We start from the raw sequence: 12,158 nt of genomic DNA on the forward strand, positions 1-12,158 counted from the left end.
TGGCGGACGCGCTCGCCCCGCCCGGGCCGCGCCGTCGGGCGACGCGACCGACCCGCGGCTCGGTGCAGCGGCGCCTCGACGCGAAGAAGCAGCGCTCCGGGACCAAGCGCCTGCGCCGTCCGCCGCAGGACTGAGCCCGCCCGTCCGGCCTGCCCGCGCGCCGGCGCTGCGAACGCACGGGAGCGAGCCCACGGCCGGCTTTGCCGTACGGCAACGTGCCTTGCCGTGCGGCATGGCGTCCCTCCAGGCTCGATCACGTCGCGCGGAGAGCGGAGCAGCCACGACGCCCTCGTTGCTGCTCGCGCCGGGCGACGTGCGTACGTCCAGCCGGAAGGATCCCCATGAGCTCGATTCCTGTCCCCACCACGACGGAGAACCCGTCCACGATCGACGACCCACGACGGCGCCGGTCGATCCTGCTCGCCGTCAGCCTCGCGCTGATGGCCGTGGTCGCCTCGGTGTCCGGGCTGAACGTCGCCCAGCCGCACCTCGCGCTGGAGCTCTCGGCCTCGCAGGGCGAGGTGCTGTGGATGATCAACACCTACACCGTCACCCTGGCCGCGCTGCTGCTGCCGCTCGGCGCCGTCGGCGACCGGTGGGGGCGTCGACCGGTCCTCCTCGTCGGTCTCCTGGTCTTCGGTGTCGCGAACCTCGCGGCGGGTGTCGCGCCGACCGTCGAGGTCATGCTCGCCGCCCGCGTGGCCAGCGGCGTGGGTGCGGCGCTCGTCATGCCGGTCACGCTGTCGGTCATCACCTCCACCTTCCCCGACGAGGAGCGGTCGAAGGCCATCGGCGTGTGGACCGCGGTGGCCGGTGGTGGCGGGATCCTCGGCATGTACCTCTCGGCGCTGCTGGTGGACGTCGCCGACTGGCGTCTCCTGTTCGTCCTGCCGGTCCTCCTCGTCGTCGTGGCCGCCGTGGTCGCGCTGCGCTCGGTGCCCGACTCGCGCGAGCACAGCACGCACCGGTACGACGTCGTCGGCGGGCTCACCTCGGCCGCCGCCGCCGTCGGGTTCACCGTCGCGCTCCACGAGGGCCCCGAGCAGGGGTGGTCCGCCCCCGCCGTCGTCGTCAGCCTCGTGCTCGCGTTGCTCGCCACGGTCGGCTTCGTGCTGTGGGAGCTGCGCACCCCCGCGCCGCTGCTGGACGTCCGAGGCTTCCGCACCCGAGGGCTCTCGACCGGGTCGACGCTGCTCCTGGTGATGTTCGGCGTCCAGGCCGGCGTCTCGCTCGTGCTCTACCCCTTCTTCCAGGTGGTGCTCGGGTGGAGCGGTTTGCTGTCGACCCTGGCCCTCATGCCGATGGCGCTGCTCATGATGCTGATGTCCGGGGCGGCACCGCGGGTCGCCGCGCGCGTCGGTGCGCGGGCCACGATGGCGACCGGCGTCCTGGTCGCCGCCGCGGGGCTCGCGACGATGGCCTCGCTCGTCTCCGCCGACGGCGGCTACCTCACCGTCCTGCCCGGGCTCGTGGCCATGGGCGTCGGGACGGGCCTGGCCATGACGCCGTCCACCGAGGCGATCACCTCCTCGCTGCCGCGCGACCAGCAGGGCGTCGCGTCCGCGCTCAACGACCTCACGCGAGAGCTCGGCGCGGCACTCGGCATCGCGCTGCTCGGCGGGCTGCTGACCGCCGGCTACCGCGCCGCGATCGAGCCCCGGCTGGACGGCGTGCCCGACGCGATCGCCGAGACCGCCCGCGAGGGCGTGGCTCACGCCGTCGCGGCGAGCGCCGACGCGGGGCCCGCGAGCGCCGAGCTCGTCCGCGCGGCGCAGGAGTCCTTCGTCACCGGCTGGCAGCAGTCGATGTGGATCGGTGCCGCCGTCATGGCGGTCATGGTCCTTCTCGTCCTCCTCCGCGGTCCGCGGCGCGAGCCGGTGGTCGCGACGCCGGCCGCCGACCCTTGTCGAGACGTGGCGTGACGCACCTGGGGCATGCTGGCAGCATGCCTGCCGACACCGACCGCACCCTCGACGCCGTCGGGCCACGGCTGAAGCTGCTCCGGCAGCGGCGCGGGCTCACCCTGGCCGAGCTCGCCGAGGAGACGGGCATCTCGATCAGCACGCTGTCGCGCCTCGAGGCGGGGCTGCGGCGTCCCACCCTCGAGCAGCTCCTGCCCCTCGCGCGTACCTACGGTGCCACGCTGGACGAGCTCGTCGACGCCCCGGCGACCGGCAACCCGCGGGTCAACCTCCGCCCCATCCCGTGTGCCGACGGGTCGGTCGTCCTGCCGCTGACTCGCCGCCCCGGCGGCATCCAGGCGTACAAGTTCGTCCTCCCCACCGGGGACGACGACCGGCCGCCGGACCTGCGCACGCACGAGGGCTACGACTGGGTCTACGTCCTCAACGGGAGGCTCCGACTGGTGCTCGGCGAGCACGACCTCGTCCTCGAGCCCGGAGAGGCCGCCGAGTTCGACACGCGCACGCCCCACTGGTTCGGCGCGACGAGCGCGGGTCCCGTCGAGTTCCTGAGCCTGGTCGGGCGGCAGGGCCAGCGCGCCCACGTGCGCGCGGCGCCCGAACCTCGCGGCCGCGACCACCCCTGAGCGTCGTCGGACGGGGCGAGTCCTCGCACGAGGGGAACGCGGCACGACGGGGATCAACCGATCGGTCGATGAGCGGTCGAGCGGGTCGGGCGATGTGGGCGGGCCCGCGCTCGCGACAGGCTCCATGCATGACCACTGCACCGCTCATCCAGATCGAGGGCCTGCGCAAGGAGTACGCCGGGCGGGCCGTCGTCGACGGGGTGTCGTTCGCCGTCGAGGAGGGCGAGATCTTCGGGATCCTCGGCCCGAACGGCGCCGGCAAGACGACGACCGTCGAGTGCGTCGAGGGCCTGCGGGCGCCGGACGGCGGCCGCATCCGGGTCGCGGGTCTCGGCCCGGTCCGCGACCACGCCGGGCTCACGAGGATCCTCGGCGCGCAGCTCCAGGAGAGCGAGCTGCAGCCGAAGCTCACCGTGCGGGAGGCGCTCGAGCTGTACTCGGCGTTCTACCCGGACCCCGCCGACTGGCGGCAGCTCGCCGAGCGGCTGCGGCTGACCGACAGGCTCGAGACCCGCTTCGCGCGGCTCAGCGGCGGGCAGAAGCTCGACGTCCGGGACCGGGCCGCGGCGGTCGCCGTCGCGTACGACGCGGGGATCCTGGGCCCGACGGGGTCGACCGGGCAGCGCTGACCCGCTGCGGCGGCGCGGTCTGCGCGGTGCCTCACACCCGCCGCGCGAGCTGCGGGTAGTCGACGACGATCCCGTCGGCGTCCACGGTGAGGTCAGCGGTGAAGTCGCGCGTCGCACTCGTGTACGTGACGACCGCGCGCCCGGCGTCGCGGTCGAGCAAAGACCGGGCCGCGTAGACCTGCTCGCTGCGCAGGACGCGCAGCGACGGCACGTCGACCCACGCCATGACGAGCGACGTCTCGCCGGCGGGGGCGTCGTCGCCGAGGAGGCGGAGGCGCCGGATCGGCATCGTGTTCGTCACCGGGCACAGCGCGATGTCGCAGTCGAGGGCGCCGTCGAGCGCGTCGGGGGCGTCGACGCCCGGCGGGGCGAGGTCGTCGGGCGGCGTCCCGGTCTCGTCCGTGCGGGCCTGCCACGCGCCGTCGGGCCCGCGGACGAGCTCAAGGTGCCGCGCCCAGCCGACGCCGCGAGCCGTGACCTCCAGGCGGCGCGTCACCCAGCCGGGCCCCGTCGTCAGCGACCACGCCGTGACGTAGTCCGACGCCCGGGACGTCCCCAGCGCGTCGAGGCGGTCGTCGTGGAGGACGACGGTCGCGGCCTCGAGCCGGTCGGGGTCGTCGTCCCACCCCCGCCAGGAGACGTGCCGGGTGGTCGGAACGGTCGCCACGAGGTCTCCCGCCGTCGTCGGTGGATCGGAACGCCCCCAGTGTGACCCGCCGAGCACGCGGCTGTCAGGAGAGGGCCGCGCGGGCCGCCGCCGCGACGGCGGCGGCGACGCGGTCGAGCGACGACGAGTGCAGCCGCCACTGCTGCCAGTGCTGCGCGACGTCGACGGCGTGCGCGTCGTCGAACCCGACGAGCCGGCCTGCCCGCTCGGACGCCGCCCCCTGGAGGTCCGGCAGCATGCCCCAGCCCATGCCGAGCTCGATCGCGCGGCGGAACTCGTTCGACGCGGGGACGTGGTGGCGCGGCGGGTCGAGCGGTGCCCCGCCGGCGCGGGCGCGCAGGTAGCGGTCCTGGAGGTCGTCCTTGCGGTCGAACGCGAGGACGGGCGCGACGGCGAGCGCCTCGCGCGTCGGGCCGTCCGGGAACCAGCGCTCCACGAACGCCGGGCTTGCCACCGGCCGGTACCGCATGGTCCCGAGCAGGGTCGAGCGGCACCCGGGGACGGCCTCGGCGACGGACGTCACCGCGGCGACGGCCGTGCCGTCGCGCAGCAGGCCGATCGAGTGGTCCTCGTCCTCGCGCAGCACCTCGAGCCGCGCCCACGACGACGCCTCCGCGAGCGCCGGGAGGGCCCACGTGGTGAGCGCGTCGCCCGACACGACGAGCGTGATCTCCGGCAGCAGGGGAGCGGCCGGCCGGGCGTCGGCCCCCGTGCCGCCCGGCGCGCCGCCGATGCCGAGCTCCGCGAGGACGTCCGCCTGCTGGAGCGCGAGGTGCCGCGCGTGCCGGACGAGCACCTGGCCCGACGGCGTGAGCTCCGCGGGCCGGCCGCGGCGCACGAGCACCTGCCCGACGGCGGCCTCGAGCGCGCGCATGCGCTGGCTCACCGCGGACGGCGTGACGCCCAGGCGCCGCGCGGCCGCGTCGAACGTGCCCGTCGCGGCGATCGCCTCGAGCGCGCGCAGCTGGTCCGGCTGGAGATCGACCATGAGCGGATCTTACGGAGCCGCAGAAACGTTCGCTGTACTGAAGACCGGGCGCCGCCTACGGTCGACGGCGTGCCCCTCCTCGCCGTCGCCCACCCGCTCGCCGCCGGACTCGGCGCCGGGCTGTCGCTCATCGTCGCCATCGGCGCCCAGAACGCCTTCGTCCTGCGCCAGGGCCTGCGACGGGAGCACGTCCTGCCCGTCGTGGTGGTGTGCGCGGCGTCGGACCTCGTCCTCATCGCGGCCGGCACCGCCGGGCTCGGGGCGCTCGTCACCGAGGCGCCCGCGCTGCTGACCGCCGTCCGGTGGGTCGGCGCGGCGTTCCTGCTCGTGCTCGCGGCGCTCGCGGCCCGGCGCGCGGTGCGGCCCGGTGCCCTGGAGGCCCGGGACGGCGGCACGACGTCGGCGCGCGCGGCCGTCGGGACCTCGCTCGCGCTGACGTGGCTCAACCCCCACGTCTACCTCGACACCGTGCTCCTGCTCGGCACGCTCGCGGCCGGCTACGCCGCCGCTCACGCAGGGGAGGCCGCGGCTCTGGGTGCCGACACGGTCCGCTGGCTCTTCGGTGCCGGTGCGTGCCTCGCGAGCGTCGTCTGGTTCACGGCGCTCGGCTACGGCGCACGGCTCCTCGCGCCGGTCTTCGCCAAACCCACGGCGTGGCGCGTGCTCGACGGTGCGATCGCCGTCGTCATGGCGGCGATCGCCGTGTCCTTGCTGGTCGGCGCCTGAGACCAGGGCGCTCGAGGTCACCCCATGGGCGAGGCGATCCCGACGAGCACGCCGAACGGGTCGCGGACGTACGAGACGCGCTGGCCCCACGGCTCGTCGTGCGGCTCGGCGAGCGGGGCCGCGCCGGCCTCGACGGCGGTCTTGTACGCCGTGTCGACGTCGTCCGTCACGAGCGTGAGCTCGAACCCCGCGGGCGGTGCCGTCGGGTCGAGCGGCGTGTAGGGGACCGGCACGGCCGACGCGCCGAGCCGGTGGCTGGTGAAGGCGAGCCGGGCGCCGTCGGTGGCGACCTCCCCGAAGTCGCCGGACTCGTGGAGGAAGCGCCGGGCCATGCCGAAGCCGCGCTCGTAGAACTCCAGCGCGGCCGCGACGTCCGGGACGTAGACGATGACGTATCCGAGGTCCATACCGGCCATCGTGGCGCCCCCTTGCCCGGTGGTTCTTGGACTATTCGGCCATCCTCAGCAGCGCGAGCTGCCGGAGGGTCATGCCGGCGAGCGACCGGACGTCGCGCGCCGCGTGCGACTGGTCGGCGTACCCGGCCTCCTGGACGGCCGTCGCGACCGGGTGTCGCCGGAGCTCGTCCACGAGCCGGTGCAGACGCAGGACGCGACGGACGTGGACCGGGCCCACGCCGAGCGCGCGGTGCGTGCGTCGACGGAGCGTGCGCTCGGACAGGAACACGGCGCCGGCGACCTCGGCGACGCCTGCCGAGCGGGACCCGAGGCCGTGCAGGCAGGCGGCCAGCAGCGGGTCCTCCGTCCAGGTGATCGCCCCGTGGGCCAGCGCGTCGTCGAGCCGGTCCTCGGGCGCGCGTCGCGCGCGCCATCCCTCCCACGCCGTGTCGACGCGGACGTCCGTCGCGGTGATCGGCAGCCGGACGCCCGCGGTCGCGGTGCGCGCGTCGTGCCGGACGCGGGTGAGCGCGGTGGTCCGGGCGGTGAGCAGCGGGCCGTCGGGCCCGAGGACGACGTCCCGCGAGAGGTCGGGGACGAGCACCGTGACGGCGCCGGGGCGCACGACGTCCGCCCAGAGCCGGGCGCTGCCGTGCACGTGCTCGTCGACGTGCCCGGCGTCCGGGAGGTAGAGCCCCGGCAGGACGAGCGGTGGCGCGGCCATGGCCCGACGCTAGCGGCGACCCCCGACGCGCCGGTCAGGTGAGGTGGTCGAAGTCGCCGCGCACCCACGCCGCGTGGCGCTCCGCGGAGCGCAGCACGACGTCCCGCGCGTCGGCCGGGACGACGCCGTCGAAGTTGTTGTAGAGGCGCTCGAACGGCCGCCGGGCGACGTGCTCGGCGAGGCGGAGCGCGACCGCCCCGGACAGCGGGATGCGGTTCGGGTACGACCGCATGAAGCTCACCGACGTGCGGTCCGGGTTCGCCATGATCGTGTCACCGCTGAGCAGCACGCCGCGCCCGTCCGCGCCGTCCGCCCAGTGCAGCACCGCGCTCCCGGGGAAGTGGCCGCCGGGCTGCGAGACCGTCACCCCGGGCAGGAGCTCGCGCTCGCCCGACCACGTCTCGATCACCGGGTCCGGCCGGGCGACCCAGCCGGCGTCGGCCTCGGCCACGAGCACCGGCACGCCGCCGAGCGCGCGGCTCCAGGCGACCTGCACGCCGAACATGTGCGGGTGGCTCGCGACGATCGCGACGACCGGCCCGAGCGCGAGGACGGCGGCGACGGCAGCGTCGTCGACGTAGCCGAGCGGGTCCCACAGGAGGTTCCCCTCCGCGGTCCGGACGAGCTTCGACTGCTGCCCGATGCCGACGCTCGGCTCGCTCGTCAGGCCGTGCAGGCCGGGCTCGAGCTCGGTGACCACGACGTGCTCACCGGCCGCTGCCAGCTCCTCGAGCGTCGTCCAACGCTGCCCGGTCGCGGGGACCCACTGCCGCTCGTCGGCGCAGATCGCGCAGACGTCCGGCCGGTCGGCGTGCTCGACGGCGCACGTCGCGCAGATCCACCAGGCGTCCTCACGGGCAGGGGCGGTGCTCGGTGGCGTCGGCATGGGCTCGTTCTACCGCGGACGACCGGCGACGCGCCAGGTGCCGACGACGGTGGCGCAGGTGATCATCGAAGAGCGCACCCGCGGCGAGCACGCGGGCAGCGTGTCGTGCGAGGTCGGCGGCGGTCGCGAGTCGCGTGATCACGGCCTCGTCCACACGAGGGGGTATCGACATGTGCACTGGCATCAGGTTCACCGACGGCGACGACCACCTGTATCTCGCGCGGAACCTCGACTGGACGGAGGGTTACGGGGAACGGGTGGTGGTGACACCCGCCGGGTACGCGCCGACGTCCCCGTTCGGCGCGGTACCGGCCACGCGCCACGCCGTCATCGGCATGGGCATCGTGGAGGACGACACGCCGCTCTACTTCGACTGCGGCAACGACGCGGGCCTTGCCGTCGCTGGCCTCAACTTCCCCGGGTACGCCCACTACGCGTCCGAACCGGTCGACGGCGCGACGAACGTGGCGGCGTTCGAGTTCCCGCTGTGGGTGGCGTCCCAGTTCGCCGACGTGGACGAGGTCGCGGCCGCGCTCGAGACCGTCGCCATCGTCGACAGGCCCATCGACGACAGGTACCCGAGCTCGATGCTGCACTGGTTCATCGGCGACTCGACCCGCTCGATCGTCGTGGAGCACACCGGTGACGGGATGCACGTCTTCGACGACGACGTCGACGTCCTGACGAACCAGCCCGGCTTCGGCTGGCACCACGAGAACCTGCGCAACTACCTCAACACGTCGCCGGACTTCCCCGAGAGCACCGTGCTCGGGCGGGCGCACCTGGCGCCGTTCGGCTCGGGCTCGCACATGCGCGGGGTCCCTGGCGACTACTACTCGCCGTCGCGGTTCGTGCGGGCGGCCTACGTCAACGCCCACTACCCGGAGAAGGCGAGCGAGGAGGAGAACGTCCTGCGGGCGTTCCACACCCTGCAGCAGGTCGCGATGGTCGAGGGCAGCGCGGCCATGGGCTCGGGTGAGTTCGAGAAGACGATCTACACCGGGCTCTTCTCCTCGAGAACGTCCACCTACTACTGGAACACCGACGACGACCTGACGGTCCGCAGCGTCGCGATGGCCGACCACGCGTCCGGCGGGACGGGCCTCGTCGTCATCTGACGGCCCTGGCCCCCCGGCCGAGCCCGCCGCGGCATCGGACCGTCACCTCCCACACCGGGGCGTGGGAACGCTTCCACGCCGAGCTGGAGCGTCGTACCGTGGCCCTGGGCCGTACCCGCCCCGACCACCGAGGAGGCCCGATGTCCGCGACGACGCTCAACGACGTCGCCGCGGCCGCGCGCGTGTCCCGGTCGACCGCGTCGCGCGTGCTGCGCGGGGCCGGGCCGGTGTCCGAGACGGCGCGCCGGGCGGTGCTCGACGCCGCCGACCGCCTCGGGTACGTCCCGCACCCGGGCGCGCGCTCGCTCGCGAGCGGGCGGGGCGAGCGCGTCGTCGTCGCGGTGGGGTCGCCCTCGTCGGACCTCCTGGCCGACCCCTACGTCGCGCGCGTCGTCGCGTCGGCCGGCGGCGTCGCCGACGTCGAGGGGGCGGGCGTGGCGCTGCGCTGGCTCGGAAGTGCGCCGGGCGCCGAGCTCGACCACCTGGCGCGCGACCCGGGCGTCGGCGGCGTGCTCCTCGTCGACTACGCGGTGGACGTGCTCCCGCTCGTCCCACGGACGCTCGCGCCGCGCGTGGCCGCGATCGGCCCGACGGACGGGAGCGTGCGGTCCTTCGACGTCGACGCCTCGGCGGGGATCGCCGGCCTCGTGCGGCACGTGCTGGACCGCGGGCGGCGCGTCGTCGTCATGCTCGCCGGCCCGCGCTGGCTCCCGGGGACGCGCCGCGCCGTCGACGCCTACGCCGCGGTGGTCACCGCTGCGGGCGTCGAGCCGCGGGTCGTCACGACGGGTCTCACGGCCGGCGCGGGCGCGGCCGCCGTCCGCGACGCGCGGCGGCGCTGGCCGGACGCCGACGCCGTCGTCGCCATGAGCGACGCCCTCGCGCTCGGGGCGCTGCGGGCCCTCGCCGAGGACGGCGTCGCCGTGCCCGACGACGTCGCGGTCACCGGGTTCGACGACCAGCCGCTCGTGCGCGAGGCGGGCCTCGGCCTCACGACGGCGACGCACCCCGTCGAGCAGATCGCCGCCGCGGCGACCGCCGAGCTGTTCGGGCGCCGGCGCGCGGGGAGCCGGACGTTCCCGTCGCACGTCGTGGCGCGCGCGACGGCATGACGACGGCTGCCGCCCCCGCGGGGACGGCAGCCGTCGAGGTGCTGGTCGGGCTCAGCCCTGGGGCGACGTCGCGTCGGTCCCGTGCTTCGTGAGCTCCGCGAGGAACTGGTGGCACTGCTGCGCGCGCTCCGAGTCCTCCGCCATGATCTTCTCGAAGAAGGCGGCGATGTCCTCCTTGCCCGCGTTGCGGGCGTCGCGCACGTACTGGCCGTAGTCGTGGCCGGCCTTGAGCGAGTGGTACTGCACCGAGATGAGGTCGAACGTGACGTCGTCGAACCCGGTCTCTCCTGTGGCCATGGTGAACCTCCTGGTGCGATCGGTGCCGACGGTCCCGTCGCGGGCGACGGGACCGCTGCCTTGACGCTGTCCACACTCGGAGCCGGTGCGGTCGCTCGCAAGCGGTGCACGACGACCGGCCACGGGGCCGCGCCTCGCCCGGCGAGGTCGCGGCCGACGTGGTTGGCTCTGCCCGTGACCGGCCACGACCCCGGCTTCCTCGGCGTCCCCGTCCCGCTGCCCTGCGCAGACCGCCCGTTGCGCGAGCTCCCGTCCACGCACTTCACCGTCCTGCTCGACCCCGCCCGGCGCCTCGCCGCGGCCACGGCGGTCGACGTCGACGGCGCCCGCCTGCGGGACGTCCCGCGCGACGACGACTGGTACCTCGACCCGCGCGTCCCCGCGTCCGAGCAGTCCGGGCCCGAGCTCTACGCGCGCAACGACCTCGACCGCGGCCACCTCGTGCGCCGGCGCGACCCGGGGTGGGGGAGCGCCGAGGAGGCGCGCCGCGCGGACGCCGAGACCTTCGCCTACCCGAACGCCGCACCGCAGGCCGCGTCGTTCAACCAGTCCCGCGCGCTGTGGGTCGGGCTGGAGGACCACGTGCTCGAGCACGCGGAGGCCTGGCGGCTGCGGATCGTCGTGCTCACCGGTCCTGTCCTGGCGCCGGACGACCCGGTCTACCGCGGCGTGGGCATCCCGCGCCTGTACTGGAAGGTCGTGGCGTGGGCTGCGGACGGAAGAGCGACGGGCGCCCCCGCGCTCGCCGCCACCGCGTTCGTGCTCGACCAGTCGCCCCAGCTCGACGAGGTCGGGCTCCGGGCCGCGACCGCGGAGGCGCTCGCGGCGGACGCGGCACCGCCGCTCGGCCCGTACCGGACGTTCCAGGTGCGCGTGGCCGACGTCGCCGCGCTCACGGGCCTCGACCTCGGCCCGCTCCCCGCGGCCGACGTGCTCGCTCCCGCCGGCGTCGCGCCGTCGGGCGTGCGGGACCGGGGCGCCTGGAGCGAGCTCAGCGCACCCGGCGACGTGCGGCTGCGCTGAGCCCGGCCGCAGCGCCCCGCCGCTGCCGGGCCGAGCGCCACGCGCAGCGCGCGCGTAGGGACGCCGACGCGTACATCCAGGGCGTGGCCGGCACGACGCCGCAGTGACGTGCGTCATAACGGGAGATCGGGGGTGATTTTTGCGTCATGACGTGCGCCCAGGCCCGTCCCTTCCTCGAGGGTCGGCGCGATGGTCGCGCGGCCCGGTCGGAGGAAGCATGCGCACGGAGGAGCTGGCGGGCCTCGGCGACGCCGAGCTCGCGGACGCGGTCCGTGCGGGGCACGTCGAGGCGTACGCGGTGCTGTGGGATCGGCACGTCGCGGCGGGTCGCGCCGCGGCGCGGCGGCTGACGTCGTCGTACGACCCGGACGACGTCGTCCAGGAGGCCTACCTGCGGATCCTGCGGTCGCTGCAGCTGGGCTCCGGCCCGACCGGCCCGTTCCGGGCCTACCTGTACACGACGCTGCGCGCCGTCGTCGCGACGTGGTCCCGCACGCCCGCGCCCGTCCCCGTCGACGAGGTGCCCGACGGCGCCGACGGGACCGACGTGCCCGCCACCGTGCTCGACCGGTCGATGACGGCCAGGGCGTTCCGGGAGCTGCCGGAGCGGTGGCGCTCGGTGCTCTGGTACACCGAGGTCGAGGACATGGGCACCCGCGAGGCCGGTGAGCTGCTCGGCCTGTCGGCGGTCGCCACGGCCACGCTCGCCTACCGCGCGCGCGAGGGCCTGCGGCGCGCATGGCTCCAGGCGCACGTGTCCGCCGACGGTCTCGAGCCCGAGTGCCGCTGGACGGTCCAGCACCTCGGTGACCACGCCCGCGGCACGCTGTCGCGCGCCGCGCGCGAGCGGGTCGAGGCGCACCTGGCGGGCTGCCTGTCGTGCTCCGTCGCCGCGGAGGAGGTCGACGACGTCGCGTCCCGGCTGCGCGGCGTCCTCCTGCCGCTCGCCCTCGGCGTGCCGGCCACGGTGGGCGCGGTCGTGGCACCGTCGGCGTCGGCGTCGGCGTCGGCGTCGGCGTCGGCGTCGGCGTCGGCGTCGGCGTCG

The 12,158-nt window shown here is 75.4% G+C and carries 14 protein-coding genes; 8 read left to right on the forward strand and 6 right to left on the reverse strand.

Features of this window, described 5'->3' with window-relative positions; translation table 11 throughout:
- Positions 1 to 341 precede the first annotated feature (341 nt).
- The 3 genes from JZ5iCDA_RS11480 to JZ5iCDA_RS11490 all read left to right on the forward strand — a co-directional run bounded on the left by JZ5iCDA_RS11480 (position 342) and on the right by JZ5iCDA_RS11490 (position 3,177).
- Positions 342 to 1,922 (forward strand): MFS transporter, encoded by a 1,581-nt coding sequence (locus tag JZ5iCDA_RS11480; RefSeq protein WP_069387300.1) that lies wholly within the window; start codon positions 342 to 344, stop codon positions 1,920 to 1,922.
- A gap of 23 nt (positions 1,923 to 1,945) precedes the next feature.
- Entirely contained in the window at positions 1,946 to 2,548 is a 603-nt protein-coding gene (locus JZ5iCDA_RS11485; RefSeq protein WP_069387301.1) for a helix-turn-helix domain-containing protein, read from the forward strand.
- 128 nt (positions 2,549 to 2,676) lie between these two features.
- Positions 2,677 to 3,177 (forward strand): ATP-binding cassette domain-containing protein, encoded by a 501-nt coding sequence (locus JZ5iCDA_RS11490; RefSeq protein WP_083259933.1) that lies wholly within the window; start codon positions 2,677 to 2,679, stop codon positions 3,175 to 3,177.
- 31 nt (positions 3,178 to 3,208) lie between these two features.
- On the opposite strand, the gene JZ5iCDA_RS11495 is transcribed toward JZ5iCDA_RS11490, so the two are convergent.
- Together JZ5iCDA_RS11495 and JZ5iCDA_RS11500 are read right to left on the reverse strand one after the other, a co-directional pair.
- Positions 3,209 to 3,844, reverse strand: a complete 636-nt coding sequence (locus JZ5iCDA_RS11495; RefSeq protein ID WP_069387302.1) for a putative glycolipid-binding domain-containing protein — start codon at positions 3,842 to 3,844, stop codon at positions 3,209 to 3,211.
- A gap of 64 nt (positions 3,845 to 3,908) precedes the next feature.
- Positions 3,909 to 4,832: a LysR family transcriptional regulator ArgP gene (locus JZ5iCDA_RS11500; protein WP_069387303.1), complete on the reverse strand. Its 924-nt coding sequence runs from the start codon at positions 4,830 to 4,832 to the stop codon at positions 3,909 to 3,911.
- 69 nt (positions 4,833 to 4,901) lie between these two features.
- Between JZ5iCDA_RS11500 and JZ5iCDA_RS11505 the strand changes: the two genes are divergently transcribed.
- Entirely contained in the window at positions 4,902 to 5,558 is a 657-nt protein-coding gene (locus JZ5iCDA_RS11505; protein ID WP_069387304.1) for a LysE/ArgO family amino acid transporter, read from the forward strand.
- A 17-nt stretch (positions 5,559 to 5,575) separates the two neighbouring features.
- Here the strand turns inward: JZ5iCDA_RS11505 and JZ5iCDA_RS11510 are convergent, their stop codons facing one another.
- The 3 genes from JZ5iCDA_RS11510 to JZ5iCDA_RS11520 are packed head-to-tail and all read right to left on the reverse strand — an operon-like array spanning position 5,576 to position 7,563.
- Positions 5,576 to 5,965 carry a VOC family protein gene (locus JZ5iCDA_RS11510; RefSeq protein WP_069387305.1) on the reverse strand — a complete coding sequence of 130 codons (390 nt, stop codon included), beginning with the start codon at positions 5,963 to 5,965 and terminating at the stop codon, positions 5,576 to 5,578.
- A 40-nt stretch (positions 5,966 to 6,005) separates the two neighbouring features.
- Positions 6,006 to 6,677 (reverse strand): helix-turn-helix transcriptional regulator, encoded by a 672-nt coding sequence (locus tag JZ5iCDA_RS11515; RefSeq protein ID WP_069387306.1) that lies wholly within the window; start codon positions 6,675 to 6,677, stop codon positions 6,006 to 6,008.
- A gap of 34 nt (positions 6,678 to 6,711) precedes the next feature.
- On the reverse strand, positions 6,712 to 7,563 hold the full coding sequence (locus JZ5iCDA_RS11520) for a hydrolase (RefSeq protein ID WP_069387307.1): 852 nt from the start codon (positions 7,561 to 7,563) through the stop codon (positions 6,712 to 6,714).
- 170 nt (positions 7,564 to 7,733) lie between these two features.
- Here JZ5iCDA_RS11520 and bsh point away from each other — a divergent pair, with 170 nt between their 5' ends.
- On the forward strand, positions 7,734 to 8,681 hold the full coding sequence (gene bsh, locus JZ5iCDA_RS11525) for a choloylglycine hydrolase (RefSeq protein WP_069387308.1): 948 nt from the start codon (positions 7,734 to 7,736) through the stop codon (positions 8,679 to 8,681).
- Between the two features lie 140 nt (positions 8,682 to 8,821).
- Complete coding sequence (locus JZ5iCDA_RS11530; RefSeq protein ID WP_069387309.1) at positions 8,822 to 9,793, forward strand: LacI family DNA-binding transcriptional regulator; 972 nt, start codon at positions 8,822 to 8,824, stop codon at positions 9,791 to 9,793.
- 51 nt (positions 9,794 to 9,844) lie between these two features.
- Here the strand turns inward: JZ5iCDA_RS11530 and JZ5iCDA_RS11535 are convergent, their stop codons facing one another.
- The gene (locus JZ5iCDA_RS11535; RefSeq protein WP_069387310.1) at positions 9,845 to 10,090 is read right to left on the reverse strand and encodes an acyl carrier protein; all 246 of its coding nucleotides are present in this window, start codon (positions 10,088 to 10,090) and stop codon (positions 9,845 to 9,847) included.
- 174 nt (positions 10,091 to 10,264) lie between these two features.
- Between JZ5iCDA_RS11535 and JZ5iCDA_RS11540 the strand changes: the two genes are divergently transcribed.
- The gene (locus tag JZ5iCDA_RS11540) at positions 10,265 to 11,113 is read left to right on the forward strand and encodes a DNA/RNA non-specific endonuclease (RefSeq protein WP_083259934.1); all 849 of its coding nucleotides are present in this window, start codon (positions 10,265 to 10,267) and stop codon (positions 11,111 to 11,113) included.
- A 217-nt stretch (positions 11,114 to 11,330) separates the two neighbouring features.
- Positions 11,331 to 12,158: sigma-70 family RNA polymerase sigma factor (locus tag JZ5iCDA_RS11545; RefSeq protein WP_139123077.1), on the forward strand; the 828-nt coding region annotated here is incomplete at its 3' end.

This window comes from Cellulosimicrobium cellulans (assembly GCF_001722485.1).
Lineage (GTDB): Bacteria > Actinomycetota > Actinomycetes > Actinomycetales > Cellulomonadaceae > Cellulosimicrobium > Cellulosimicrobium cellulans_A.

What these genes read in the sequence shown, in the direction of transcription:
- JZ5iCDA_RS11520 (WP_069387307.1), bottom strand. Translation starts at nt 7,563, where the DNA reads ATGCCGACGCCACCGAGCACCGCCCCTGCCCGTGAGGACGCCTGGTGG.
- bsh (WP_069387308.1), top strand. Translation starts at nt 7,734, where the DNA reads ATGTGCACTGGCATCAGGTTCACCGACGGCGACGACCACCTGTATCTC.
- JZ5iCDA_RS11490 (WP_083259933.1), top strand. Translation starts at nt 2,677, where the DNA reads ATGACCACTGCACCGCTCATCCAGATCGAGGGCCTGCGCAAGGAGTAC.
- JZ5iCDA_RS11485 (WP_069387301.1), top strand. Translation starts at nt 1,946, where the DNA reads ATGCCTGCCGACACCGACCGCACCCTCGACGCCGTCGGGCCACGGCTG.
- JZ5iCDA_RS11480 (WP_069387300.1), top strand. Translation starts at nt 342, where the DNA reads ATGAGCTCGATTCCTGTCCCCACCACGACGGAGAACCCGTCCACGATC.
- JZ5iCDA_RS11500 (WP_069387303.1), bottom strand. Translation starts at nt 4,832, where the DNA reads ATGGTCGATCTCCAGCCGGACCAGCTGCGCGCGCTCGAGGCGATCGCC.
- JZ5iCDA_RS11515 (WP_069387306.1), bottom strand. Translation starts at nt 6,677, where the DNA reads ATGGCCGCGCCACCGCTCGTCCTGCCGGGGCTCTACCTCCCGGACGCC.
- JZ5iCDA_RS11510 (WP_069387305.1), bottom strand. Translation starts at nt 5,965, where the DNA reads ATGGACCTCGGATACGTCATCGTCTACGTCCCGGACGTCGCGGCCGCG.
- JZ5iCDA_RS11535 (WP_069387310.1), bottom strand. Translation starts at nt 10,090, where the DNA reads ATGGCCACAGGAGAGACCGGGTTCGACGACGTCACGTTCGACCTCATC.
- JZ5iCDA_RS11530 (WP_069387309.1), top strand. Translation starts at nt 8,822, where the DNA reads ATGTCCGCGACGACGCTCAACGACGTCGCCGCGGCCGCGCGCGTGTCC.